Below are 25,314 nucleotides of genomic sequence, written 5' to 3'. Positions count from 1 at the left end.
GTTCGAACCGATATGCCATTTACGTTGGAGATCGTGACGCCGGAGCGCCTCGCCTGGAGGGGCGAGGCCTCCGCGTTGGTCTTACCAACAATTGATGGCGAGGTCGGCATCCTGCCGAAGCACGAGCCGTATGTGACCGTTCTTGGCGCAGGCGAAGGGCGCATCACCGCACTCGACGGATCGATTGAGTACATCGCCATCATTGGTGGTTTCGTGCAGGTGCGACCCGATCGCGTGGTGGTCCTTGCTGAGTCGGCCGACCTGTCGGGGGAGCTCGACACTGCCGCCATTGAGAAGGCGAAGACTGCCGCGGAAGCGGCGATCTCCGGTGCCGGTACGCAGGATCCCGCCTCACTCGCTACCGCCCGAGCCTCGCTGAGCCGAGCGCTCCTGCACCTTCGCGTCGCCGAGCGCCGCCGCAAGCGCTAGCGCACGCCGCCGCCCGTGCGGGTGGCCAAAGAAAGTGAGCCGCTGTTGGACGCTTCTGCTGCAAACGGCGAGAATCCGCCCATGACCGCCGTGAAGCCGTTCTCGTGGGAGTACCGTCCGATCCCCCTGGCGAAGGAGGAGTTCCGCATTCAAGGCGGGCAACCCCTGGCTGGCCGCGTGCGGGTGAGCGGCGCCAAGAACGCCGCCCTGAAGGTGATGGCTGCCGCAGTGCTGACCGGCGAGCGCGTGAACCTCGAGAACATCCCAGGAATCCTCGACATTGATGTGCTTGCTGACACCCTGCGCGACATCGGCGTGACCATCGAGCGACCAACCCCCGAGACGATGAGCCTGCAGGCAGCCAACGCCGAATGGCTCTTTGTGCCGCTTGAGGCGGCGGCGAAGATGCGCGCCAGCTTCATGCTCCTTGGCCCGCTCTTGGCTCGCTTTGGCCGCGTGATCATTAGCAACCCGGGTGGCGATCGCATCGGTCGTCGCCCCGTGAATCTGCACGTTGACGCCATGCGCGCCCTCGGCGCCGAGATCGACTATCGCGACGGCTACTACTTTGCGAAGAGCAACGGCCGTCTTAAGGGGGCAACCATCACCTTCCCGCAGATCACCGTGATGGGCACCGAGAACGCGATCCTCGCCGCCGTCCTTGCGAAGGGGACCACCGTCATTACACCGGCGGCGCAGGAGCCCGAAGTTGATGACCTGATCGTGCTGCTGAACGCGATGGGCGCGCAGGTCGCACGAACCAAGCCCGACCGCATTGAGATTCAGGGTGTCGACGGGCTGCACGGTGCGAGCCATCACATCATGCCTGACCGTATTGAGGCGGGAACATTCGCCGCCGCCGCCGCGGTTGTGGGCGGCACGATCAATATTGATGGCGTTGAGCCAACGCACATGAAGGCCTTTATCGATCTGCTCGGCGAACTCGGTGTTGATCATGCGATTGAGCCCGATCCAGTTGATGCAACGCGCAAGAGCTTGCGCGTAACAGGGCTCCCTGCCGGTGGCGCATACAAGCCCACCAACATTCGCACGCAGCCGTTCCCTGGGCTCGCCACCGACCTGCAGCCATCTGCAGGGTTGATGCTGACGCGCGCCGCTGGTACGAGCACCATTGAAGAGACGATCTTTGAAGACCGACTTGAGTGGCTCGTTGGACTTCGCGGCTTTGGCGCACAGGTGGAGATCGTTGATCCGCGCACCGCGCACGTCACGGGCCCAACCACGTTCCGCGCCGCTGAGGCGGAGATTCCAGATCTACGCGCAGGTGCCACACTGATGCTCGCCGCTCTGGCCGCACCAGGGGCGAGCCGCATTCACGGCGCGCACCACGTGCGCCGCGGCTATGCGAACATTGAGGAGAAGTTCCGAGGCCTCGGCGCGGAGCTCACCCACGTTAGCGAAGAGGGAGTGGCGGGATGAAGATTGGCATCGACCTAGGAACCGCAAACATTCTCGTCTTCGTACAGGGGAGCGGCATTACCGTTCGTGAGCCGAGCGTTGTTGCCATCAACGATCGCGATCAGATTGTGGCCGTTGGCAATGAGGCAAAAGAGATGCTCGGACGCACCCCTGGCTCCATCACCGCTATTCGACCACTGCGCGATGGTGTGATTGCCGACTACGTCGTTACCGAGGCGATGCTCCGTTACTTCATCAAGAAGGGCACCGCCGGACGATTCTCGTTCGGCCGACCAGACGTCCTCGTGAGCGTTCCAGCCGGCTCAACGTCGGTAGAGAAGCGCTACGTGCTCGACGCTGCGCGTCAGGCCGGTGCAGGGAAGGCGTTCCTCATTGAAGAGCCGATGGCGGCAGCGATCGGCGCAGAGCTGCCGATCAGCGGCCCGTCGGGGAACATGATCGTCAATATTGGCGGAGGCACCGCTGAAATTGCCGTGATCTCACTGTCCGAGATTGTGGTGAGCAAGTCGCATCGTGTTGGCGGTAACCGCTTCGACGAAGCGATCGCGCTCTACATTCGCCGCAAGTACAACCTGATGATCGGCGATCGAACCGCCGAGCAGGTGAAGATTGAGATCGGCAGCGCCCTCCCACTTGAGGAGGAGTTGACGACGAGCGTGAGGGGTCGCGACATGATCGCAGGCCTGCCACGCGAAGTGAAGATCACCTCGACCGAAATCACCGAGGCGCTTGAGGTGCCGCTGCGAAACCTTACTGACGCTATTCGCGCCGTGCTGGAGCAGACACCGCCAGAACTAAGCGCCGACATCATCGACAAGGGAATCGTGATCTCTGGCGGCGGCGCGCTGCTCCGCAACATTGACCGCCTCATCACCACCGTCACCGGTGTCGCCTCACACATCGCTCCGGACCCGCTGAGCTGCGTTGCGAAGGGGACGGGCATCGCGCTCGAACACTTCGACCAGTTCGCGAAGTCCATGACCAGCGCGGCCTAATCCTATGGCGGCCCGCGCCGTCGTTGACCTGCACTGCCACACCAGCGCAAGCTTCGACTCCCTGAGCGACCCGGTCGCCGTTGCCCGTACCGCGGCGTCGCGGGGGATTACCCACCTCGCCATCACCGACCACGACCGCATCGACGGCGCCCTGCGTGCCCGTGACGCCGTCACCCCTGGGCTGGCGGTGATCGTTGGCTCTGAGGTGCGCACCGCCCAGGGAGACCTGATCGCCCTCTTCCTCGAGCGCCCCATCGCCGCCGGCCTCCCCGCCAGCGAGGCGATCGCCGCCATTCGCGATCAGGGTGGGCTCGTGGGGATCCCCCACCCGTTCGACGGCTGGCGTGGCTCGCTGCTTCGCGACGAGGCGGCCCTCTCGCTGCTGAGCGAGGTCGACTGGATCGAAGGCTGGAACGCCCGACTCGTTGCGCCAGGCGGCAACCAGCGTGCCACCGAACTTGCAATCGCTCGCGGTATTCCGTCGGTAGCTGCGAGCGATGCACACACGCTGCTCGAGATCGGTGGCGCCGCCACGATCATGACCGGCGACCTCGACACCGCAGCCGGATTTCATTCGGCGCTGCACGGCGACCTCACGCGCATCACTGGTCGTGGCGCACTCCTTGCGCGCCTCTTCACGCCGATCGCAAAGCTCGTTAATGCCACCCGTGGGAATCGACGCGTGCGCCCAGGCGTGACCTTCGGCGAACGCTAGGCGATCAGATGCTGCTCGCCCGACTGACGCGCCGCTCCACCATCTTCGCCCTGCTCCTGACGGTGGTCCTCGTGGCAGGCGTGTTGCGCGCTGCGACCTCATTCAACCTTGCTGAAGTAGCCGCAACGCTTAATCGCGCGAACGCCGCATGGATTCTTGTTGCGCTCGCAGCCAGTTGGAGCACCTTTCCGCTGCGAGGCTTGCGCTGGCGCATGATCCTTGCCGCGTCTGGTCTGCAAATCTCGCGACGCGCCGCAACGGAGATTCTCACCCTCTCATTCTGGGTGAACTGTGTCTTGCCGGCGAAGATGGGTGATGTCTATCGCGGCTGGCTGCTGAAGCACAATGGCGCAACGTCGTTTGGTAACGCCGTCGGCACGGTGATTGCGGAGCGACTCGTTGACCTCGCCACCGTCGCGCTCCTTGGTGCCGCCTCGACCTTTGTGGCCTTCGGTGGAAAGCTGCCACCAACCGCGCTCGCGCTCACCGCGATCGCCCTCGGCGTCGCAGCGGCGACAACGCTGTTTCTGCTCGTTGCACGCGGCTTTGCTGCCACACTCATCTACGCGCTGCCGATCCCCGATGCGATCAAGAGCGGCTTCACCAACGCCGCGGCGTCGCTGCGCGCAGGGAGCGGCGGAAGAGTGGTTCGCACCGCCCTGCCGTTCTCGCTGGCGATCTGGATCGGCGAGTCACTCCGACTCGCCGCGGTCGCTATGGCGCTTGGGCTCTTTGTGGTGAATCCAGCGGCCGGTCAGATCGGCATTGCGAGCACGATCTTTGTGGCGCTCGTTTCGGCGGTGCTCACCGTGGTGCCATTCACGCCAGCAGGAATCGGCGTTGTTGAGGCGGGGATGGTCGGCATTCTCGTTGCGCTCTTCGGCTTCTCACCCGAGTCGGCAATTGCGCTCGCGCTGCTCGATCGCCTCGTTGGTGTTGGCAGCTTGATCGTTGGCGGTGGTGCGCTCTTCGCCCTCTCGCCGTATCGGCGCGGTGTTGGTTCGTTGCGCTAGCGCTTCTTCTTCGCGACGGGCTTTTTCGCGGCAGTCTTCGTTACGGCCGGTTTCTTTGCAGCTGGCTTGGCGGCAGGAACCGGCTTCGCTGGAACCGTCTTCACCTTCTTGACCTTCGGCTCTTCGGCGGGGAGTGGCTTCAGCTTGAGTGTCCCTTCGGAGAGCTGCAGGCTGCGCTCAATGTTGAGCTTGTCCCAACCCGCCTCCATGCCAGGGGTCTCGAGGTAGTAGTTGACGTGCGCGAGGCGCGGATGGCGAATGAGCGCCGCAAGACCGCGCGTGCCAACCTCGCCGCCACCGATGTGTTGGTGACGATCGAGCTTTGAGCCGTGCGCCGCCTTGCTGTCGTTGTAGTGAATCATCACCAGCTTCTCGAGGCCAATCTTCTTGTCGAACTGCTCCACAAGGCGGTCGACCTCATCGTCGCCCTTCATCTCAACGCCAGCACCCCAGAGGTGGGCGGAGTCGAGGCAGTAGGCAACGCGCGACAGGTCGATGCCGCGGGCGCCCATTGATTCGTGGATGTCGATCAACTCGTCAAGGCTCTCGCCGATCCCATTGCCGCCACCAGCACTGTTCTCGAGCACCAGGAGTGCCGAGTCGTCGGCGAGCGGCACGCCGTCCAGGATGCGCTCCACCGCCTCGGCGACGCGGGCAACACCCGCCTCAATACCGGTCCCCATATGTGAGCCGATATGGACGTTGACGAACGAGGCGCCGTACTCAGGCGCCACGCGAAGTTCGTGGCGGAGCAGCTCCACCGTCTTCTCACGGAAGAGAGGGTTCGGTCCGGCGAGGTTCGCCAGATAGGCGGCGTGTACGGCGAGCGGCCCGAAGCCGTGCTCCTTCATGCGGGCGCGGAAGGCGGGGAGCTCCTTGGGGAGTTCGGCGCGACGCGCCCAGCCCGTTGGGTTGCCGGTGAAGATCTGCAGCCCCATCGCCCCAACCGCTGCGGCGCGATCGGCCGCCTTGACGAGGCCAGGACCTGCGGCGAGGTGGGCGCCGAGCATGCGATCGAGTCGCCCAGCCGCCGCGGCTGGTGCGCTGCTCTTCAGTTTCGGTCGCTTGGCTGCCATGGGGAGAGATTGCCACGCCGCGCCAGAGACCGCTCGTCGCCTTACGCACCGTTCACCAGCGCCTCTCGGGTCACGGCGACCACGCCGATGGTCGTGCACCCAGCAGCTCGCAAGGTCGCCGCCGCCGCCTCGAAGGTGGCACCACTTGTCCAAATGTCGTCGACCAGAATCACGCGCTGCGGCATTGTGGCACCCGCGCGCACCGCGAAGACGCGGTCCATGACCCGCCGCCTCCCAGCACGACCGAGCGTATGCAGCGCAGGTACCGCCCTGGTGCGCTCAAGCAGCGCCGCAAGTTCACAGGGGAGCGCGCGCGCAGCCGCAGCCGCAATCAGCGCAGCATGATCGAAGCCGCGATCCCGGAGGCGTGCCGGGTCCGTTGGAATAGGTACGAGCGTGGCGTCACCACCGAGCTCGCGCTGCACGGCATAGATCGCGCTTTGTAGGCCAACCCCCAGTGGTTCAGCGAGCGCGGGGACGCCGTGAAACTTCAAGGTGCGCACCGCCTCACCAAGGCCTCCCTCGTACGGACCAATCCAGGCTCCAGCGACGCATCCGGCTGGTGCGGCACCGCGCTCCACACTTCCAGCGCCGGTGAGACCAAGCTCGCCGCAACACTCGGAGCAGAGGAGCGCCCCCTCCACGCCGCAGGCGCCGCAGCGTTGCGGGGCGAGGAGCGCCAACACTGGTGCAGCGGCGCGCTGCAACTCGGCGAGAGCATCGCGAGCACGCTCGGTGAACTGCATTCACGCAGGATCGTGCGTCGCACGTACCCCCTGCGTAACGGGCGGTACGATAGGCAGATGACCTCCACCACTATCGCCTGGACCGTTCGAACCCTGCCGCTCGCCGAACTACCGGCCAGCGAGTGGGAGCGACTCCTGGCAACAAACCCAACTGCAAGCGCCTTTAGTAACCGCGCCGTTCACGAGGCGTGGTGGATCGGCTACGGCGCCGACGCCACCGACATCTCACTCGCCGTTTACGACGCCGCTGGCGCGCTCTACGCTTATCTCCCGCTCATGCTTCGGCCAGATGGCGTGCGCTACCTCGGCGCGACGTATCACATCGACTACGCCACGGTGCTGATTGACTTAGGCGAATCGGAGAGCGCGATCGCCGCGGCAGATGCGCTTGTCGCACATCTCTTCACGGATACGGCCGCACTCGACCTTCGACGCTTGCGCCGTGCCGATCGCGCACACGAGCTCTTCATGAGCGCACTCGCGAACAACAGAACACGAGCCACAACGCTGACCGTCGAAGATCCTGCACCGGCAATCAACCTCACAAACATCACCACGTTCGATGAACACCTCGAGCGCATCGATAAGAAGGATCGTCACGAGATCCGCCGCAAGGTGCGACGCGGCGAAGGTGCTGGCGTAACGATTACTACGAAGCCGCACGCCGTTGACGATCTCGCCGAGTTCATCAAGCTGCATCGCGCACGATGGGGCCATCACGGGCTCTTCACCGATGACGAGAAGGGTGCGCGCGACGAGGCGTTCATGCGTGAGCTATTTGCACGAGCGCCAGAAGATTTGATTACGTTGATCGTCGCGCGGAATCTGGAGTTCGGCGCGTTTGCCGCGGGACTCTTCTTGCGTGACGCAACGGGCATTCGCTACTGGAATGCTGGTGGCGAACTTGCCGCTCGCGCACTCTCGCCAGGAATCCTGCTCTTCGCACATGGGCTGCAGATGGCGATCACCGAACGCAAAGAGACCTTTGATTTCTTGCGCGGCAACGAGAACTACAAGTACGAGGTTGGCGCCGCAGATGTGGATGTGCTGATGGTTACGGTGCCAGCGGCATGAGTGCGTCGCATGACTAAGCCGAAGGCGGGTGAACGATGTGGCGGACGCGCACCGGTAGGGCCGCTCCCTGATGGCACGCGACTGCGCGTGGTGCAGCTGCTCGCGACCGGCACCAACGGCGGCGCACAAGAGAGCGTGGTGAGCACGGTGATGCGCCTCGACCTGTCACGACACGAGACGCACGTGATCTCGCTCTCGCACGGCAGCACCATGGCGCGTCTACAGCGCCTCGGTTACGCCACCGAGGTGATCGAAGAGCCAAGTGACCAGCGCTCTGCCGAGCTGCTGGCGGACCGACTGATTGCCCTCAACGCCCAGGTGCTACACGCCCACATGTACCGCGCCGAGGTGGTTGGCGTGGCTGCGCTTGATCTAGTGGAGCAGCGCACGGGACACCGCCCGTACATGGTCTCAACGGTGCACTCGAGCCGCTTCCGCTCCCCCGACGACCGCGAGTTGCTGGAGCGCATCACCCCCAAGATCAACCGCCTTATTGCGGTGAGCGACGCCATCGTCCACAAGTTGGTGGCGGAGGGACGCGACACCACAGCGATCAGTCGCATCTATAACGGCGTCGACCTGGAGCGCTTCGATGAGGCGACCGGTGGCGAGGCGATTCGTGCGGAGTTCGACATCCCTGCCGACGCCCCACTCGCGGTAGTGGTGGGGCGCCTTGAGCCCGAGAAGGGGCACCCCACCCTCATTGAGGCCTGGCCCGTGGTGCACCACCACTACACAGCGGCACACCTCCTCGTCGTTGGCGAAGGCTCGGAACGTGATCGTCTCGAGGGGCTCGCCGCCGCACACCTTCGCGCTGAAGTCTGCTGTGCCAGCGTGCACTTCCTGGGGCGCCGTGAAGACGTGCCGCAGATCCTTGCCGCTGCAGATGTGGTGGTCATGCCGAGCTATCGCGAGGCGCAAGGGCTCGCGATCGTCGAGGCGCTCGCTGCCAATCGACCGGTGATCGCCAGCAACGTTGGCGGAATCCCCGAGATGATTCACTCCGGTGAAAATGGCATCCTTGTGCCCTCACAAGATCCATCCGCCCTTGCGTCGGCGATCGCCTTCCTCTTCGGCGATCGAGCACTCGCCGAGCGACTCGCGAGCGCTGGGCACGAGTTGGTCCACGCGAAGTTCTGTGTTGATGACATGTTGCGCGACATTGAGGCTATCTATCTGCTTGCTGTGGGTGGTATATTGAATGACGTACCTGATCGAACAGGCGTGAACGGAGGGTCGCAATGAGCACAAAGTCGAAGGCGCAGACGCCAATCATCACCCCAAGGTATTGGCTCGTGCTGAGCACCACTGCCGGCGTCGTCGCCCTCTCTCCACTCGCCGTACTGCTGGTGAATTTCGCCGCAGACCCATCGAGCAATCCGTTCGATGAACGCGGCTACGGCGCGGTGATCTGGATCCTCTTTATCTCAGTGCCGACAGGCGGCATCATCTTTGCGGTAGGAGCCTTAGCGGCTGTCGCAATTGAATGGTTTGCCACGCGAAAGCGAAATCGTTCGCGCTAGCTGCGCACCGCGCTCCAGTAGCGCTCGACCGCACCACCGCGGCCACTCTGAAGCGCAACCGTTGCACCCTGCGTTCGTACCGCGTCGGCCATCTTCTCGACGGAGCCGAAGAGGTGCGGCATCTGTGACTCGTATTGCGCAATCCCCTGGATCTTCTGCTCGAGCACATCGGTGACGTCGGCGATCTCAGGCGTTAGGTCAATGTTGGCGGGGAGACCAGCGGTGTAGTTTGCCGGTAGGCCAGCCGATGGATCGAACTGCTGCCAGTAGGCGTACGGGAAGTCTTCGTAGAAGGCAACCTTGTCGCTCCAGTCAATGCCGGGCATCGTCCACGCCTGCGCATCACTGAGCAGCGCGGCGCCAACGCGGCGGCAGAGCTGGTGGTCAACATGCGAGCCGATGCCGAGCGGGAAGTAGACACGCTGCGGCTCTAGTCGCGCGATCTCCTTACGGAGCAGATCAATCGGCGCTGCGTCGTGCTCGCGCACAGAGCCGAGCAGCTGCTCATCACCCTCGTAGCCGCGGAAGACGGCGTCGGGAAGATCGAGGAAGACGACCGCCGCTTCAGCGAAGAGTGCGTAGCGCTCATCCTCTTGGCGACGCTGTGCCATCGCCTCGCCAGCTGCGGCGGCAACGGCAACGGCGCCAGGATCGATCACGCCCTGCCCGTTGCTGGTGTCGCGCGTGCGTCCGCCTGGAAGTGAGGTGGCGCTGATGTCGGCGCGGCGATACCACGATGCGCGCTGCCAGAACTCCTTGGCGCTATCGTCGGCCTCGCGCTGCGTCTGCTTTAGTCGTGCCGGCTCGGCCTGCCATGGGGCGAGTGCGTCAGCCGTTTCGCGAGGTACGTTGTGGTCAGCGGCAATAGAGCCGCTGTCGAACGCCTGTGATGCGGGCCAGATCGCCTTGCCACCAAAGCCGAGCGCCTGTCGCTGATACGAGGTGAGGCGATCGAGACTGCCGTGGCCGGAGTAGACGCTGAGGATGATCACGTTCTGGCCGAGCTCGCGCAGGTTGGCGATCAGGCCGCCACACGAGAGCGCCGCGTCGTCGGGGTGGGGTGAGACGAAGATGTGGCTCACGCGCGCCGGCCCGTCGCTACGGGGTGGCGCTGGTCGACGGTGAGGCGCTCGGCGATGCTGATGGTGCCGGCGTGGCGGTGAGGAATTTGTTCACCGAAGCGGCGAAGCCGTCGGGGCCAGAGATGAACGCCCAGGCGATTACGCCGCCAATCACTAGGTAGGTGAAGGTGACGAAGCGGCGCGGCCCGCGATCGCGCGGAGCGACCTTCGGGGCGACTGGCTGGGAGCCGATCTCTGTCATGCGCCGATTCTAGCGGGAGAGTTAGCGAAGGGTCGCGTACCCCGTGAGCTCGACATAGGAGCGTCCGGTGATCGGCACCCCGGCAAGGCTCCCCGCGACCGAGTTCGCCCCCTCCCAGTAGATGACCCCGGTGCTCTCGAGGGTGTTGAGCTCCTGATCCGCTACCTCGGGGGTGACGGTCACGTCGAGGCCAATCTGCGCGATCTGCACTCGCCAGCCCGAAGGCCAGGTCGCCCCGGTGCGTGGGCTGGTCCAGGTGCCGAGGGCGGTCAGGGTGATCTGGTCCCCCTCGATGTGCCGCACCACGCCGTCGGCCCCAACCCAGGTGCCATAGACGAGCGGGTAGCTCCCATCCTTCGCGCGCACGTACGAGAGCATCAGGTCGCTGCCATCACTGAGGTTCAGCGCGAACCAATCCCAACCGCCGCCACCGATGGCGATGAAGTCGCCCCACTGATGATCGAACCAGGAGCTACCCGTTACCGCGAGCGTCTCACCACCAACAGTCAACGTGCCACCCGTTGGCATGCGCGTGCGGGAGTAGTAGTACGAGCCGCCGGCATCGGCGAAGGCAACCCAGCCATCGGTGTCGTGCAGCACGGGCGCGCGGCCAGCGCCAAGTTGCAGCATCAGGCCGTTGCCGCCGATCTCCATGCCGCCATCGGGGAGCACGAGCATCACCCACGGATCGCGACCAAGCGTTGCGGGCTCAAGAGGATTCGCGCCAGTGATGGCGAAGGCGGCGCTCACCGCGCGCGACATGACCGGCGCAGCGTTCACCTGCGAGCCAACCTCAACACGCTGGTCATAGCTAAACGAGCCTAAGCGACCAACACGCGGCTTCTCGGTAATGGCAATATGCGATGCCCACGTCACCGGGAACTGCCCACGTTTCGCACGAAAGATCACCGCCTCGTAGCCAAACTCACGCGTGCCGTCCAGCGTTGCCAAATGGCCAGTGACGTACCACCACTCGGTTAGTCGATCATGTGGCGCATCATCTCTTGGGAGCGATACAGCAATCGGATCAACCGTGCTCGGCCGCGGCGTTGGCTTCTCGAACGGCGCACCCGTTGGCGCTGGTGAGTTCGCCAAGATCGGGCCAGAACATGCAGCGGCAAGCACCGCACTCAAGAACAGAAGAGCCAACCGCCGCATCATCGTCGCTCCGCCTCTGACTCTGTGGCAATGCGACCGGCGAGCAGTCGCTCCATCCACTTCGGTGCCCACCAGTTCTTATCGCCGAGCAGGCGCATCGTTGCGGGAACGAGGAGCGCGCGAACAATAGTTGCATCGAGCGCCACGGCAATCGCCACACCAACGCCGAGCGCCTTGATCAGCACGATCTCGGCGAAGACGAACGATCCAGCAACTACGACAACGATTAGTGCGGCACTCGTGACGATGCGACCACTGCGCTCCAAGCCGCCCGCAACTGCGGCGGCGTTGTCACCGGTGCGATCGTAGATCTCACGCATGCGCGTTAGCAAGAAGACCTCGTAATCCATCGAGAGGCCAAAGAGCACGCAGAACAAGATCACGGGGATCGTCGTTTCAACGAAACCGAGTGGCGCGAAGCCGAGCAGCGCAGAGAGGTTGCCATCTTGGAAGATCCAGACCAGCGCGCCGAAGCTCGCCAGAATGGAGAGCGTGTTCATGATTACCGCCTTGATCGGCAGCACGATTGAGCGCAACAGCACCGCGAGAATGATGAGCGTTGCGAGAATCACTACGAGTGCGCTGCGCGGGAACTCCGACGAGATGGTGTCAACCACGTCAACGATCTCTGCAGCACCGCCACCCACGAGCGTCGTGAGCCCAGCGGGTGGCGTCAGCTTCGTCACCTCACCAGCGCCAACGGCATCTGGCGTTGCGGCGCGCAGCTCAGCGACAAGTGCACGCGTGTCGGGGCGGTTCGGCCCCTGCGCCGGCGTAATGGTGACGGCGGTGAGATCACCCTTCGTTGTGACCGAGAGCAGCTGCTGCACGTAGCGATCGGGCGGTGCACCGCCTGGCGAGTCGTAGAGGAGCTGGTACTGCGCCAACGTGAGCCGTTCATCAATAGAGACGATGGAGTCGACACGTGCCACGCGCGGATCGGCCTCTAGTGCGCGCACCCAGGTAAAGAGGAGCGCAATGTTCTCTGGCGTGGTGGCGTCGCCGTTGGTACGCACCGCAACGGTCATCGGCGAGAACTCGCCTTCACCGAACGAGCCAGTGAGTGCATCGAGTGCCTGGCGACTCGGCACGCGCGCGGGCAGGATGCTGCCGTCGGGGGCGTTGAACTTCACGCCCAACCACGGCGAGCCGAGCGCGACCAGGAGCACTAGCGTTGGCACGGCAACGGCGAGGGGGCGGCGCATCACACCACGGGCGAGGCGTGCCCAGCGGCCCTGCTCACTCGGCTCCTCGTAGCTCACCTTGCGCACAGCAAGGCGGTCCACCCGTGCTCCGAGCACGCCCAAGAGTGCGGGGAGGAGGGTGAGGCTGGCGACCACGGCGAGCGCCACGGTGATCGCCCCAGCGATGCCAATCGAGCGCAGGATGGCGAAGTCGAAGAGCACGAGACCCACAAGGCCGAGCATCACCGTGACCCCACTGAAGAAGACGGCGCGACCGGCGGTCGCCACGGTGCGCTGCACCGCCAGGGCTACACGATCGGCACGGCGCGCGCTGCCACGACCGAGCTCTTCGCGGAATCGCGACACCATCAACAACGAATAGTCCACGCCAAGACCAAGGCCGAGCAGCGTGGTGAGGTTCAACACGAAGACGCTCATGCGCGTCACCTGCGCAACACCGAAGATCGCGGCAAGCGCAACGAGCACCGCGGCCCCACCAACCGCGAGTGGCAGGCCAGCCGCAACTGCAGAGCCGAAGACCAGCAGCAACACGATCGCTGCGAGCGGCAGGCTGATCAACTCGCTGCGGCGCAGGTCGCTCTCCGAAACACTCTGAATGTCGGCGTAGAAGGCGGGGCCACCAGCGATCTGCACGGTGAGCCCGTCAACGGCAACGAGTGCCGCCGCAACACCCTCGAGCGCCTCAGGTGAATCGTCGGGCTTCAGATCCAAGAAGACCACGTCGTAGACGATGCCGTCAGCAACGCTCACCTGCGATGGCGCGATCAGGTGTGAGCGAATCGCAACCACGTGTGGCGCCTGCACAACACCGGCAACGGCGCGCGCGGCAGCCGATTCAAACTCTATCGACCCGGGTACCAAGCTCTCCGAAGAGATCGCCAGTACCAGCGCCGATGGTGGCGCACCAAGCTCCTCTTCTAGCAGCGTGCGAGCGCGTGCGGATTCCAGCGTTGGCAGGTCGAAGCCGCCCGCCTGGAGCGCCCCAGGTGCCTGCGGCGCGAACGGGATCGCCAGTAGCACTAGCAGTCCCCAGGCGACGATCACCGCGCGGCGGCGGCGGTGTGCCCAGGCGCCGAGTCGTTCAAAGGGCGGCAGCCGCGGCGTGTGGTGGGGCGTGTGTGGGAGCATCACCCTATTATGATCGCGACAATGAAAGATGTCCGCCAGCGAGTCGTTGGAGTCCTTCCCATGGCCGGCAGTGGTTCGCGCCTCGGGCTCCCCTTTCCAAAGCCCCTCGCACCGGTCGTCGTTGATGGGAGCATCCGACCGCTCTACTCGTTCACGCTCGCCCGCATCCACCGCATCACCGACGAGGTGATCGGCGTCGTCAGCCCAACCGGGGCGAAGGACCCCTATCTCGCCGAACTGCCGCTCCGCCTCGTCGCCAAGCCGACGCAGGGGGAGCTGCCGACAAGCGTCTCGTTCGCGGCACAGTCTGTCGATCCGGCCACGCTGATCGCCGTCGCCCTTCCCGACACCGTCTGGTACCCCGAGGATCTCTTCGAGCGCGCGCTTGCCGAGTTCTCCGCGCATCCCGACATCGACGGCGTGACCCTCTGCTTCCGCGGCGACCGTCGCCAGCTCGATGCGGTGACAATCAACGATGACGGTCGTGTCCGCGATGTGCGCCTCCACCTACGCGAAGACGATGAGCCGGGCGAAATCATCGGCTGGGGCGCTCTGCTGCTGCGCGCAGGAGCGGCCACCGGCTTTACCGACGAACGCGACCTGGCGAGCCAGCTTTCATCACTCCACCTCCGCGCGGTGCTCGGCGAGGGCCCGTACCTCGACTTCGGCACGCCTGAGCGCTATCTCCAAGGGCTGCTCGACGTGGGCGCGCGCCACGCCACGCCGCGCGACTGATCCGTTGATGGCAGCACTGCGCATCCTCGTCATCGAGCACCCACGTCCATCGACGCGCACGGTGCGCTTCATCGACACCTTTCGCTCGCTCGGTGCAGAGGTCGCCTACCTCGACCATCCGGACGCGTCGGAGCACCCCGAGCTCGTCGGCTGTCGGCGAATTGACGTACCCGCCGCTTCAATAGTGGATCGCATAAGCGCACGCTTCGGAATATATCCACGGTACGAGCCGGCGGTCCCCCCTGTCGAGCGCTTGGGTCGAGGGCTGCCGAGCACCAAAAGATGGTGGTATCGCGCTACCGCCGCGATTCGCAGGGAACGCCCTGACCTCTACTGGGCCGCTGATCTCGACGCCCTCCCCGTGGCAACCTGGGCGCGGGCGGCTCGAGGCCGTGGGAGCGCGCAAGTCCCGATCGTCTTCGACATGCACGAGCTCTGGGCCGACCAAGGGGGTCTCCCGGAGGAGCAGGTGCCGACCTGGCGGGAGATCTCCCGACGCTTCATCCCCACGGTCAGCCGGCTCGTCACCGTGTCGCAGGAGTTCATCGACGACACTCGCCGCGAGCACCCTGGGGTCGCCGCCGAGGTGATCCTTTCGCTCGCCCCCGATGTTGCCCCGCTCGCGACCGAGGGGATCCACGCCGCTCTCGGCATCCCCGCAGGCGCTCCGATCGCGGTGCACATTGGCGCAACCGTCGCCAACCGCAACCCCGACCTCGGCGTCCGCGCGCTCCAGTTTCTCCCCGAACACCACCTGGTCTTCGACGGAACCACGTCCGATTCAATGCTCGAGCACCTGAACAGGCTCGCAGCAAGCCTCGGCCTCTCTGGCCGTGTGCACGTAACCAACAGCGCACCGCGGGCGCGACTCGAGGCGCTGCTTGAGGGTTGCAGCGTGAACCTCGTCCTGTATGGGCCGTCGCAGTCGACGAAGAACCAGTTGCTCGTGTTGCCGAACAAGGTCTTCGACGGCCTCGCAGCCGGATTGCCAACGGTCGCCGCGGCGGGCACCGCGACTGGCGACTACCTGCTGCGCGAGGGGCTCGGCACGACGTTTGTCGCCGACGATCCCGCCTCGCTCGCCGATGCGATTCGGCGCGCCGAGGCTCCAGCCCTTCGCGCCGCGGTCACCGCGCGCCACTCAAGCTTCCACTGGTCGGCGAATCGGCCGGCAATCGCCGCGCTGCTCGACTCAGTCGCCGAAGATAGTGCCGAGCGCGCGTCGCGCTAGTGCCCCGCTGCGAGACGTTCGGCGAGAAACTCCGGCAGCCCCGCTGCACGCACGCCCGATTGTGTTCGTGCAATGTCGTAGTGAACGCGTCGCCACTGCACCGTGCCGAGCGTACCGATCGCTGAGCCATCGTCACTGCGATCCCAGAGGACCCAGCTCGCACGAACGTCGCCATCGCGTGGCTGTCCAACAGAGCCAACGTTGATCAGTGACGGCGAGAGGAGCGGCTGCGTGCGGCCGTTAATGTCAATCAAGCTCGCCTGCCCGCCACGCAGCGCCCAATAGGCGGGAACGTGCGTGTGGCCGTGAAAGAGCACCGGCGTGGAGAGCGCTAGCAAATTCTCACGTGCACCAACGGCATCAATGACATATTCACCGAGCGGTTCGCGTGGGCTGCCGTGCACCAACGTGGCGGCTCCCATCTCGCTGATCTTCGGCAGCGCATGCAGCCACGTGGCGTTCTCTGGGGTGAGGTGCGTAGCCGTCCAGCGAACTGCAGCAGCCGCGGCGGGATTGAACCACTTCACATCAAGCTCGCCGAGCACTGCCGCGTCGTGATTCCCCATTACGCCAACAGCACCACGTTCACGCAACAGAGCAACGACCTCGTTCGGCTCGGCGTTGTAGCCAACGATGTCGCCAGTGTGCCAAATCGCGGCATCAGGGGCGACCGCATCGATGTCGGCGAGCACCGCCTGCAGCGCGGCGAGGTTGGCATGAATGTCGCTGACGACCGCAATCTTCACAGCAGCCTACCCGCGCCGATCGCGCAAGCGGTCAAGGAGCCCGAGTCGCCAGGCGGCAAGGAGCAGCAGTGCAGGAACGCCAGCGATCAGCAGGAGTGTGTCGAGCGGCTTGAGCCAATCCTTGACCTGCTCCCAGTTCTGGCCAAGTGCCGCGCCACCACCAATGAGGGCGCTGTTCCATATAAGAGAGCCCACGGCGCTATAGAGAAGGAAGCGACCGAGCGGCATGCGGGCAATGCCGGCAGGGAACGAGATAGCGGTGCGCAGGAGTGGAATGAAGCGGCTCCAGAAGACGATCTTGCCGCCGTGTCGTGCGAAGAAGGCATCGGCGCGGTCGAGGTCGGCAGGGTCGATGCGCACGATGCGGCCGAAGCGGTTCAGCAGCGGCCGGCCGCCATAGGCGCCAATGGCGTAGGCGCCCCAGGTGCCGACCAGGCCGCCCAGGGTGGCGGCGGCGATCGTGGGGATCAGGAGCCAGCGCCCCCCGGTGAGCGGCTCGACCGCCGTAGGGTCGGCTACCAGGAATCCAGCGAAGGGGAGGATGAACTCGCTCGGCACGGGGAAGCTGGAGGCGTCGACCGCCATGGCGATCGCCACGCCGAGGTAGCCCACCGCCTCGTACATGCTCGTAATCAGGGGGATCAGGACCTCGTCTAGCCAACTCAACATGCCCTGATCGTGCCAGAGATCCGCCCGCTATGATTGAAGCATGGATATGTTCACGCTCCCGTTCCTCCACCCGATCGAGTTCTTCATCTCGATGGCGATCGGTGGCGGCTTCGTCTTCATCTTCCAGAAGGCCGCAATGAGCTCTGAGCAGCGCGAGACCCCCTGGGTGCGCCGCCTAATCACAGGCCCCAACGGCAAGGTGGTGTGGGGCGGCGCCTGGCTCGTCTGGGCGGTCGGCTTCGGACTCCTCCTTGGCACCTTCACCGACAAGACCGCCGCATCGCCGTATGGCTCGGTCGGCCTCGTCGCCCTCTTCTCGGGCTTCTTCCTGATGATGGGCTTCATCTGGGCAACGATCGGCGAATAGTCACCATGCTGCGCCGCCTGACCGCCGCCGTGATGGCGGCTCTTTTTATCTTCGGCGCAATCGCAGCTCCAGCACCCGCACGCGCCGCATCGACACGTACAACCATCGCACCTGAACCATTCGAATCACTCACCGTTCGCTTCGCCTACAACACAACTGTCGGTACGGCAGTGAGCGACGACGGAAAGACGCGTGAGATCCAACTGCGACCTGGCCAAGATGCAGAGACGGCACTCGCCGCGTGGGAGCAGGCACCTGGTGTCGTTGGCGTCATTCCTGACATTCGCGCATTTCCGCTGATTGATCCGATTGACCCGTACTACGCATCGCAATGGGATATGCACGCGCCAACATCAGGAAAAGAGGGCGCTGCAAACGTTGCGCCAACGTGGGGAACCTCGACAGGTGCCGGTGTTGTTGTCGCCGTTATTGATACTGGCCAAACGAACCATCCCGATCTGATCGCGAACATGCCCGAGGGTTGGGGCATTGACATGATTGAGAACAGTGGCACCGCACGCGATGGCGACGGACGCGATATGAATCCAACCGACGAGGGAGACTGGTGGGCGAATCCCTCTAGCTGGCACGGCACGCACGTAGCGGGCACGATTGGTGCGGCGCAGAACGAGATTGGCATCAGTGGCATTGCACCGAACGTGTCAATTCAACATGTGCGCGTTCTTGGTGCGGGTGGCGGATCATTCAACGATGTCATTGATGGCATTCGCTGGGCCGCTGGCCTCACCACAAGTTGGGACGGGCGCCCATGGAGTGCATTCGGCCTAACAGACAATGCGCATCCGGCTGACGTCATCAACATGTCACTTGGTGGCGGCAGCTCCTGCTGGTCAACGCTACAAGATGCGATCTCGCAAGCACGTGCCGCTGGCACCGTTGTCGTTACGGCGGCGGGGAACAGCTTCCGCGACGCGGCAAACTTCACGCCAGCCAACTGCAACGACACGGTGACCGTCGCAGCGACGGGCCGAGTGGGCGGGTTGGCGAACTACTCGAACTTCGGCAGCATCATTGACATCGCCGCACCAGGTGGTGACATGTCTCGCGATTCGGGCATTCTCTCCACGATTGGCACTGGCGCCAGCACGCTCACTGGCTATAGCTACACGAATTATCAGGGCACAAGCATGGCGGCACCGCATGTTGCTGGTGTCGCTGCACTCGTTGCGAGCTTGCATCCAACATGGGGACCGAGCCAGATTGAGGCGGCGATCTACGCCGGCGCTCGGCCGTTCCCTGCCGATACCCTGCGGCCGTGCGTCACAACAAGTGAAACCCCAACTGGCTCACAGCACCAATGCGGAGTGGGGCTGCTCGACGCAGTTGGCGCACTCAACATGGGTCAACCAACGATTGTGATCACTGCACCAGACCGAATGGCGGTTGGTGAGAGCGCAACCGTCTCCGCGTCAAGCGATTTCTCTGGCGTTGTCACGCTAGCGGTCGCCAGTGAGAGTGCGACCAATTGCACCTTGGACGGAAGCACACTTACTGCAACAAGCACAGGAACCTGTGCCCTTAATGCCGCAACGCCCGCCGCCGAGGACCACGTGGCAGCGAGTGCGAGCGTCAGCATCACGATCACCGGCACACCACAAACGATCAGCTTTGGCGCAGGTCCGTTCCTCACCACCGCAGATGTTCCGTACGGCACAGCCCCGCCCACACTCACCGCGAGCGCGAGCTCAGGGCTAAGCGTGAGCTACGAGATCAGCACGCCGACCGTTTGCGAAGCACTCGCCCCCGACAGCCTCGTCAGCACCTGGCGCCTGCGCCTACTGGATCTGGGCACCTGCACCGTGCTCGCGACCCAGGCGGGGGACGCCGTCTATGAGCGCGCAACCTCCATTGAGCGCAACTTCACCATCGTGCAAGGGAGTCAGACGATCGGCCTCGATGCTCTGAGTGACCGCAGCTTTGATCCAACGATCGCGCAACTCCTGCCACGCTTCAGCAGCGCTGGTTTGCCCATCAGCTACTCGGGCCTCTCCAGCAGCGTGTGCGAGCCACAGTTCAATGGCGCCAACTTTGAGTTGAAGGTCTTCAGGCCAGGAACCTGCACCATTCTTGCCGAGCAGGCCGGTACAAGCACCTATCGCGCGGCTGACTCGGTGACGCGCACCTTCGAGGTGTTCAGGCTCACGCAAACACCACTCATCTTCCAGGTGGGCCCCGCCTACCAATCTGTCGGTAGCACAGGAAGCTATGGCAACGGCGGCGGGAGCACCGCGGCGCCATTCGTCGCGACGTCGCTCACACGAACGGTTTGCACGGTCAGCGGGCGCACGATCCGCTACCTCAAGGTCGGCACCTGCATCTTGCAAGGTTTCAAAGATGGCAATGAGTGGCATCAACCAGCCTACGCAACTGTTCGCATCACGGTGTTCGCACCAGCGCGTGCAACGGCCCAGCCCCGCATCAACCAGATCGGGAACATCGTGTCCGGCACACGCGGCACGTGGGTTGGCGGCCCAACGCCAAGCTTCAAATACCAGTGGTACATCTGTAGCGCCGCGCCGCGCACGAGCTGCGCGGCGATCAAGGGTGCAACATCAACCAAACTCACGGTAACCAGCAAGATCGCCGGAAAGTACGCCTTCTTGCGTGTCTTCATGTATCAGGCTGGATACGAGCGCGCACGCACCGACTCGAACTCCATACAACTTTCGGCAAAGTAAATGGCGCGCGCCGCAGCGATCACCAAGAATGACCCGCGCGACCTGCGCCTCGTTACCGCCGGACAAGGGATCTCGCTGGTTGGCGATTCGATCACGCAGCTGGCACTGCCGATCATGGCGGTCGACCTGCTTGGCGCCGACTCACTCGGCACCGGCTTCCTTGGCGCGGCATCAACGCTCGCATATCTCTTCATTGGGCTACAGGCTGGTGTTTGGGTTGATCGTTCGTCGCGACGCGCCTACCTGCTCGCCGCGGACCTGGTGCGCGTGGTGCTACTGCTTGCGATTCCACTTGCATACGTGCTCAACGTGCTCACGCTGCCGCTGCTGATCGTCATGCAGGTTGGTCTCGGCGCTGCGACCGTGTTCTTCAACGTGGCGTGGCCGGCGTACATTCCGCGACTCGCTAGCGGCGTCGCGCTGCTCAAGCTCAACGCACGTATGGCAATCATGGGCGAGGGTGCGGGCTTTGTTGGGCCAGGGTTAGCGGGCGCGCTGATCGGCATCTTTAGCGCGCCATTCGTGATGGTGGTGGACGCGATCACCTTCGCGGTGAGCTACGTGACGTTGCGCGCCATTCGCACGCCGGAGCCGCCGTCACCCAAGAAGCGCAACTCACTTGTGCACGACCTGAAGGAGGGACTGCACGCACTCTGGGTGCGACCGAACTTACGCCTGATCACTTTTGAAGGGGTGAATGGCAATATTGCGTACGGCATCATGATCGGCCAGGCGATCATCTTTCAGCGCATCGACCTTGGCTTTGAGCCCGCACTGATCGGCGCAGTAGCTTCAGCCGGTTTCCTTGGTGGATTCCTTGGCAGCATCAGCGCGCCGTACTTGGTGAAGCGTGTGGGATTTGGCAAGCTCCTGATCATCGGCACCGCCCTCTTCGGTCTCAACGAGTTCCTGCTACCACTGGCGGCCTTTGTGCCGCGCGAGTTGGCGCCACTCTTCTCGATCGCCAACTTCTTCATTGGCGGTTACTTTCTGCTCATCTACATCGTGCCGGTCACCTCCTATCGCCAGCAGGCGGTTCCCGACCGTTTGCTCGGGCGCGTCATGTCGATCAACCGCACGCTTGCCTGGGGCTTCGGTGCCACCCTCGGCTTCGTGCTGGGCGGCTTCTTGGGCAACGCCTTCGGCCGGCCAAACGCGCTCATTGTCGGTGCCGTGCTACAGACGGTGATCCCCATTGTGATCTTTGGCTATGCCCGAATCTGGCGCTACCCTACGATTGAATCGGCGGCGAAGTTTGACAATCGCACTGCCGCCGCAGCAGAGAGGTAACCACCGTGTGTCACGAGATCGCCTGCGCAACGTGCGGCAAGCCAACCTGGGAGGGGTGCGGCGAGCACATCGAGTACGCCCTAAAGAGCGTGCCGCTCGACGAGCGCTGCACCTGCCCACGCCTACCCGTAACGATCGATCCGAAGGCGCAGAACACAACCAAGCGCTAGGCGTGAGGGGTAATAGCGGAACGCCCTTCGTTATCGAGCAGCGGCGAAGAGCCGCTTACTGCGCAACGAGTACGGGCGCACCAAGTTGGGCGGCGAGCTTATCGAGTGCCATGCCACGAAGACGCTCTGCGAGTCCTGGCTTCGCGGCCTCAGGTGGCAAGACGAAGATGCTGCCACCAAAGCGACGAGCCGCCTCGGCGAGCCCATCGGCGCCAGCCTTCACGGGGAACCAGCCGCCCGCCTCTAATCCAAGCATTCGCGCCGCCTCGAGAAAGTTCACGAGCAGGCCTCGCCCTTCGCGTCGCGCAATGTCTTCGTTGAAGAGGCGGTTTGGTGATGGGCGGTTGACGTCGTCGCCGCGCAGGTCCATGTACGGGTCGGTGAACCCCTCTGAGCTTCGATCAACAAGAACGATGGAGCGACCATCGCGCTTTGCAATCGCTGCGCCGGTGAGGAAGGCACGGCGGTCATCGTTGCGGCCAACGGCAATCACCACGGCGCCTGGCCCCGCCTGCACATCGGGGGCGGTCATCTTGTCGATGTCGGCAACGAGCGAGACCGTAGTTGGTGATGGTGGAGGTGGAGCCGCCTTCGGGATCGGTCGAGGAACGCCATCGAGGGCGGTGATCAGCAGGGCAACGACACCTGGGTCGTCACTGACGAAGCCAACGAATTGCTTCCCCGCCGTCGCCGCGCCACCCACGCCGAATTGCGCTGGATCACCGATCTCATAGCTGACAAAGGCGAGTTGGTCAGGATCGTCGGATGCGAGCACCCACTGGTTAGGGAGCTCGCGCGTGCTGTGCTGCAGCTCGCGGTAGTCGAGCGGCTCAAGGCGTGGGTCGCTCGGCTTCGCGCCGGTGGCCAGCACGGTAATGCGTGTGCCCGCAGCCATGAGCGCCTCATATCGCGCAATCTCGTGCTCGAGCTTTGACGACGTCTGGAATCCGGTCAGCAGGCGACCACCCTTGGCACCGCGCTCAATCTCGCGAGTTGCCAGCAGCATCTCGCGGGAGTCATAGATGAAGCGCGTAACGTCGGGCGCCCGGCCAAGCTCAATGGCGAGCCGCCGGCCAATCTCAAAGATGCCCGCCTCGTCGTTCGTCTCTGGATAGGTCCAATCCAACATGTGCTCAGCATACCCTCTTTAAAACATGGAAGTGGCGCCCTTTGAGCACCCCTATGCGCGCGCCGGCCCCTCGCCGTAGATGTTCGACCCAGCGTCAGAGGCCCGCACCAACCAGTAGAAGAGCACTGGGATGCCGATGATGGTGAACGTGATGAAGAACCACCAGCCGCTGCGACCCACGTCGTGCAGGCGTCGCACCACAAGCGCCAGGCCTGGCAGGAAGAAGGCGAGCGTGGCGAGGTTCCCGACCGTGCCGCCGAGCATGTCGGCAGCAAGCCCGGCGAGCACCGTAAAGAGGTAGAACCACCAGTACTCCGAACGGCTGGCCCGCCCATCAAACTGGGCATATGCCGCCGTGGTCATGTTGCGCTTGATTGAGCTGGTGAAGTCCATGGTGCCTCCTACTTGATCAGTGAGCGCACATAGTCACGTGTCTCATCGTCGGTGAAGGTTACGGCGCAGCCGCTCATCCCGCGAGTGAGTAGCACGCGATAGGTTTGCGCAATTAGCCGGCGGTAGAACTCCGGATCTTTCTTATCAGCACGCTTCACAACTGAGTCAAAGGAATGCTGAGCTTGGGCGACCCATCCATTGCCAGCACGCCAAACCAAGTCCTCGCCCCAAATTACCCCAACTCGATCAAACTCAAAACCCTGAGCGGTGTAGACGCAGCCAACCTGGTGAACACCCTCGGGGTCGATAGCCCAGGCGTTCGAGCTCGGGATTCCAGGAGCCAAGCGACCCGCAGTTGGCTTCGCGTTCCATGGACGTTGCCAATCGCCAATCACAACGTCATCAACAAGCGTGCCGTCACCTAGGGGATCACTCCACGGCCAACAGAACCCAGCTACCATTCGGGAATTCTGCCCCGCCTTAAGCGATTGCTGAACATTGCGCTCTAGTTCCGTCGGGGACGACACAATCGAGAAATTAAACTCACGCGGCTCAATGTCAAGTATCTCATCACCTACCATGCTTACGCCGAGTAGCCGGTCAACCCAGCGCACATACGTATCAGACCCGCCACAACGGAACTGCGCAGCGAGGTCGTATTCAAACACGGGCTGACCACGCTTCGCGCTCGCTTCGCGAATCAAGGCCGAACTGCCAACCTCACCTGGCCGCACCACTTGCCGATCATCAATGAAGAATGCAGCAATCTTTGCTGAATCAAGAAGCTCCTCAATTTGCGAGCCGCCACGGTCTTCCTTCTTTGTCCATTGGTTCGCGCTCGTCTCGCGAATGCGGTGAGCCTCGTCGGCAACTAGCAAATCAAATGGCTCACCATTCGTCATAAATGAGTTGAAATACTTCATGAGCTGCCCAGCCCGTGGCCCAACACGCTTGCGTAGGCCTTCAGTGAATGCGCGTGAGCCAGTGGCGTGCGCAACGGTCTTCCCCTCAGCCGCAGCACTTGCAAGCAACTTCAATGCAATCAAGCTTTTTCCTGTTCCAGGGCCGCCATTAATGATGAATGTGGATGGCTTATTCTTCTTTCCGGCGCGCTGAAGCTCGTCATGGACAGCCATGTAGGCCGTTACTTGGTCATCCAGCAACACGAATGCCTCTTCATTTGCGATTACAGAAGCTACGTGATCCAAGAGCTTCTTGCTTGGGCGATACTCAGAAGAAGAGATCTTTTCAATGAGCCCAGTGCTATCCCCATCTCCAACTTGTGCTGAAAGGTGGCTTGCGAGTTCTTCAATCTGGTCTTGTGCGTAGATGGGGGAAGTGCTGAGAAGATCTTGGAATTTGGGAGCGTAGAGTGGAGCCGCCACCGTTGAAGTTCGATCGAGGTTATGGAGGAATGCGAGCGAGCTCAATCCAACTTCTCCTGACGCAAATAGTTCGCTCATGTCGCGCAGGAATTGCTCGTACCTGTGAACTTGAGCGCTCGGATGAAGCGTATCTTTCGGGCTTCCGCCAGAAAAAGCGACAGCAACATGTTCCGTCATTGAACTTTCGTTGACGTGGCTCCATTGTTTTAGTTCGATGATGATGGCATTGTCAGCTGGGCCACTGCCTGCTGTGGAAGCACGCTTTCCGGCAATCATTACATCAAGCCGCTTAGAGGTAAGGGGGAGCTGGAGCTCGACGAGAACTCCCTGCGGGCCGAGCTCGGCAAGAGTGAAGACATTCGACATTTGCTGAAGGGAGTTACGCCAGGAGTTCACCTCTCCTTTATTGGCGTGGTGACCCTTTTCAAGGGCAAAGGCTCGATCGATCTTGTCCGCAAGCCGATTAAGCTGGGCGTCGCGAATGAATTCCTTTACGGCGCCTTGATAGAGGTACATGCCAGCATCATATCGACACGCATGCCAGGTATCTGACGCACGCTCAAATTTCCGCCCGCTATTCTCCCCCCATGTGCGGCCGCATCGTTCAAGCCACCTCGCCCGAAGAGATCGCCCGAGAGTTCGGCGCCGATCTCAGCGTGGCGCTGCGCGAGAGCC

26 protein-coding genes are annotated in these 25,314 nt (G+C 63.3%); 14 read left to right on the top strand and 12 right to left on the bottom strand.

The features are described 5' to 3' along the window. Nucleotides 1-12 precede the first annotated feature (12 nt). The 5 genes from atpC (at nucleotide 13) to AC3LB0_RS01745 (ending at nucleotide 4,592) form a co-directional block, all read left to right on the top strand. Nucleotides 13-429, top strand: a complete 417-nt coding sequence (atpC, locus tag AC3LB0_RS01765; RefSeq protein ID WP_488649453.1) for an ATP synthase F1 subunit epsilon — start codon at nucleotides 13-15, stop codon at nucleotides 427-429. A gap of 81 nt (nucleotides 430-510) precedes the next feature. Then, nucleotides 511-1,869, top strand: a complete 1,359-nt coding sequence (murA, locus tag AC3LB0_RS01760; RefSeq protein WP_488649452.1) for a UDP-N-acetylglucosamine 1-carboxyvinyltransferase — start codon at nucleotides 511-513, stop codon at nucleotides 1,867-1,869. Continuing rightward, entirely contained in the window at nucleotides 1,866-2,864 is a 999-nt protein-coding gene (gene mreB / locus AC3LB0_RS01755; RefSeq protein ID WP_488649451.1) for a rod shape-determining protein MreB, read from the top strand. The genes murA and mreB overlap by 4 nt, the downstream gene beginning before the upstream one ends. 4 nt (nucleotides 2,865-2,868) lie before the next feature. Continuing rightward, entirely contained in the window at nucleotides 2,869-3,579 is a 711-nt protein-coding gene (locus AC3LB0_RS01750) for a PHP-associated domain-containing protein (protein WP_488649450.1), read from the top strand. Between the two features lie 8 nt (nucleotides 3,580-3,587). Further along, on the top strand, nucleotides 3,588-4,592 hold the full coding sequence (locus AC3LB0_RS01745) for a lysylphosphatidylglycerol synthase transmembrane domain-containing protein (protein WP_488649449.1): 1,005 nt from the start codon (nucleotides 3,588-3,590) through the stop codon (nucleotides 4,590-4,592). Here the strand turns inward: AC3LB0_RS01745 and AC3LB0_RS01740 are convergent. Together AC3LB0_RS01740 and AC3LB0_RS01735 are read right to left on the bottom strand one after the other, a co-directional pair. Further along, the gene (locus AC3LB0_RS01740; protein WP_488649448.1) at nucleotides 4,589-5,668 is read right to left on the bottom strand and encodes a deoxyribonuclease IV; all 1,080 of its coding nucleotides are present in this window, start codon (nucleotides 5,666-5,668) and stop codon (nucleotides 4,589-4,591) included. The genes AC3LB0_RS01745 and AC3LB0_RS01740 overlap by 4 nt on opposite strands. 41 nt (nucleotides 5,669-5,709) lie before the next feature. Continuing rightward, nucleotides 5,710-6,414 (bottom strand): ComF family protein, encoded by a 705-nt coding sequence (locus AC3LB0_RS01735; RefSeq protein ID WP_488649447.1) that lies wholly within the window; start codon nucleotides 6,412-6,414, stop codon nucleotides 5,710-5,712. Nucleotides 6,415-6,471: 57 nt separating this feature from the next. Between AC3LB0_RS01735 and AC3LB0_RS01730 the strand changes: the two genes are divergently transcribed. From AC3LB0_RS01730 to AC3LB0_RS01720, 3 genes are read left to right on the top strand one after another with little or no spacing between them, the layout of a single operon-like run. Beyond that, entirely contained in the window at nucleotides 6,472-7,488 is a 1,017-nt protein-coding gene (locus AC3LB0_RS01730) for a GNAT family N-acetyltransferase (protein ID WP_488649446.1), read from the top strand. 9 nt (nucleotides 7,489-7,497) lie between these two features. Then, the gene (locus AC3LB0_RS01725) at nucleotides 7,498-8,733 is read left to right on the top strand and encodes a glycosyltransferase family 4 protein (RefSeq protein WP_488649445.1); all 1,236 of its coding nucleotides are present in this window, start codon (nucleotides 7,498-7,500) and stop codon (nucleotides 8,731-8,733) included. Continuing rightward, a complete protein-coding gene (locus AC3LB0_RS01720; protein WP_488649444.1) occupies nucleotides 8,730-9,011 on the top strand; it encodes a hypothetical protein in 282 nt (93 codons plus the stop codon). Before AC3LB0_RS01725 ends, AC3LB0_RS01720 begins: the two co-directional genes overlap by 4 nt. Here the strand turns inward: AC3LB0_RS01720 and AC3LB0_RS01715 are convergent. Genes AC3LB0_RS01715 through AC3LB0_RS01700 form a run of 4 tightly spaced genes read right to left on the bottom strand, consistent with a single transcriptional unit; the run spans nucleotide 9,008 to nucleotide 13,825 of the window. Further along, entirely contained in the window at nucleotides 9,008-10,093 is a 1,086-nt protein-coding gene (locus tag AC3LB0_RS01715; RefSeq protein WP_488649443.1) for a PIG-L deacetylase family protein, read from the bottom strand. The two genes, AC3LB0_RS01720 and AC3LB0_RS01715, sit on opposite strands and share 4 nt — an antisense overlap. 16 nt (nucleotides 10,094-10,109) lie before the next feature. After that, complete coding sequence (locus tag AC3LB0_RS01710) at nucleotides 10,110-10,334, bottom strand: hypothetical protein (RefSeq protein ID WP_488649442.1); 225 nt, start codon at nucleotides 10,332-10,334, stop codon at nucleotides 10,110-10,112. A 21-nt stretch (nucleotides 10,335-10,355) separates the two neighbouring features. After that, nucleotides 10,356-11,495, bottom strand: coding sequence for a lipocalin-like domain-containing protein (locus AC3LB0_RS01705; protein ID WP_488649441.1), 1,140 nt, complete (start codon nucleotides 11,493-11,495; stop codon nucleotides 10,356-10,358). Then, nucleotides 11,492-13,825, bottom strand: a complete 2,334-nt coding sequence (locus AC3LB0_RS01700; RefSeq protein ID WP_488649440.1) for an MMPL family transporter — start codon at nucleotides 13,823-13,825, stop codon at nucleotides 11,492-11,494. Before AC3LB0_RS01700 ends, AC3LB0_RS01705 begins: the two co-directional genes overlap by 4 nt. Before the next feature lie 21 nt (nucleotides 13,826-13,846). Here AC3LB0_RS01700 and AC3LB0_RS01695 point away from each other — a divergent pair, with 21 nt between their 5' ends. Both AC3LB0_RS01695 and AC3LB0_RS01690 read left to right on the top strand, forming a co-directional pair. Continuing rightward, nucleotides 13,847-14,560 carry a nucleotidyltransferase family protein gene (locus tag AC3LB0_RS01695; protein ID WP_488649439.1) on the top strand — a complete coding sequence of 238 codons (714 nt, stop codon included), beginning with the start codon at nucleotides 13,847-13,849 and terminating at the stop codon, nucleotides 14,558-14,560. Between the two features lie 7 nt (nucleotides 14,561-14,567). Then, a complete protein-coding gene (locus tag AC3LB0_RS01690) occupies nucleotides 14,568-15,791 on the top strand; it encodes a glycosyltransferase (protein WP_488649438.1) in 1,224 nt (407 codons plus the stop codon). Here the strand turns inward: AC3LB0_RS01690 and AC3LB0_RS01685 are convergent. Continuing rightward, on the bottom strand, nucleotides 15,788-16,537 hold the full coding sequence (locus AC3LB0_RS01685) for a metallophosphoesterase family protein (protein ID WP_488649437.1): 750 nt from the start codon (nucleotides 16,535-16,537) through the stop codon (nucleotides 15,788-15,790). The two genes, AC3LB0_RS01690 and AC3LB0_RS01685, sit on opposite strands and share 4 nt — an antisense overlap. Before the next feature lie 6 nt (nucleotides 16,538-16,543). Further along, nucleotides 16,544-17,206, bottom strand: a complete 663-nt coding sequence (locus AC3LB0_RS01680; RefSeq protein WP_488649436.1) for a DedA family protein — start codon at nucleotides 17,204-17,206, stop codon at nucleotides 16,544-16,546. A gap of 40 nt (nucleotides 17,207-17,246) precedes the next feature. Between AC3LB0_RS01680 and AC3LB0_RS01675 the strand changes: the two genes are divergently transcribed. The 4 genes from AC3LB0_RS01675 to AC3LB0_RS01660 are packed head-to-tail and all read left to right on the top strand — an operon-like array spanning nucleotide 17,247 to nucleotide 21,732. Beyond that, nucleotides 17,247-17,573, top strand: coding sequence for a hypothetical protein (locus AC3LB0_RS01675; protein WP_488649435.1), 327 nt, complete (start codon nucleotides 17,247-17,249; stop codon nucleotides 17,571-17,573). A gap of 5 nt (nucleotides 17,574-17,578) precedes the next feature. Then, nucleotides 17,579-20,272, top strand: a complete 2,694-nt coding sequence (locus tag AC3LB0_RS01670; protein WP_488649434.1) for a S8 family peptidase — start codon at nucleotides 17,579-17,581, stop codon at nucleotides 20,270-20,272. Continuing rightward, complete coding sequence (locus AC3LB0_RS01665; RefSeq protein WP_488649433.1) at nucleotides 20,273-21,562, top strand: MFS transporter; 1,290 nt, start codon at nucleotides 20,273-20,275, stop codon at nucleotides 21,560-21,562. Between the two features lie 5 nt (nucleotides 21,563-21,567). Next, nucleotides 21,568-21,732, top strand: coding sequence for a hypothetical protein (locus AC3LB0_RS01660; protein WP_488649432.1), 165 nt, complete (start codon nucleotides 21,568-21,570; stop codon nucleotides 21,730-21,732). Between the two features lie 55 nt (nucleotides 21,733-21,787). On the opposite strand, the gene AC3LB0_RS01655 is transcribed toward AC3LB0_RS01660, so the two are convergent. The 4 genes from AC3LB0_RS01655 to AC3LB0_RS01640 form a co-directional block, all read right to left on the bottom strand. Beyond that, nucleotides 21,788-22,861 carry a hypothetical protein gene (locus AC3LB0_RS01655; RefSeq protein ID WP_488649431.1) on the bottom strand — a complete coding sequence of 358 codons (1,074 nt, stop codon included), beginning with the start codon at nucleotides 22,859-22,861 and terminating at the stop codon, nucleotides 21,788-21,790. Between the two features lie 51 nt (nucleotides 22,862-22,912). Beyond that, nucleotides 22,913-23,254, bottom strand: a complete 342-nt coding sequence (locus tag AC3LB0_RS01650; RefSeq protein ID WP_488649430.1) for a DUF805 domain-containing protein — start codon at nucleotides 23,252-23,254, stop codon at nucleotides 22,913-22,915. Between the two features lie 8 nt (nucleotides 23,255-23,262). Further along, nucleotides 23,263-25,155 carry a DNA/RNA helicase domain-containing protein gene (locus AC3LB0_RS01645; RefSeq protein WP_488649429.1) on the bottom strand — a complete coding sequence of 631 codons (1,893 nt, stop codon included), beginning with the start codon at nucleotides 25,153-25,155 and terminating at the stop codon, nucleotides 23,263-23,265. Next, nucleotides 25,131-25,314 (bottom strand): hypothetical protein (locus AC3LB0_RS01640; protein ID WP_488649428.1); only part of this gene is annotated, 184 nt, incomplete at its 5' end. The genes AC3LB0_RS01640 and AC3LB0_RS01645, both read right to left, overlap by 25 nt.

This window comes from Candidatus Limnocylindrus sp. (assembly GCF_040397235.1).
Lineage (GTDB): Bacteria > Chloroflexota > Limnocylindria > Limnocylindrales > Limnocylindraceae > Limnocylindrus.
This window is presented reverse-complemented; position numbering and strand designations above follow the sequence as displayed.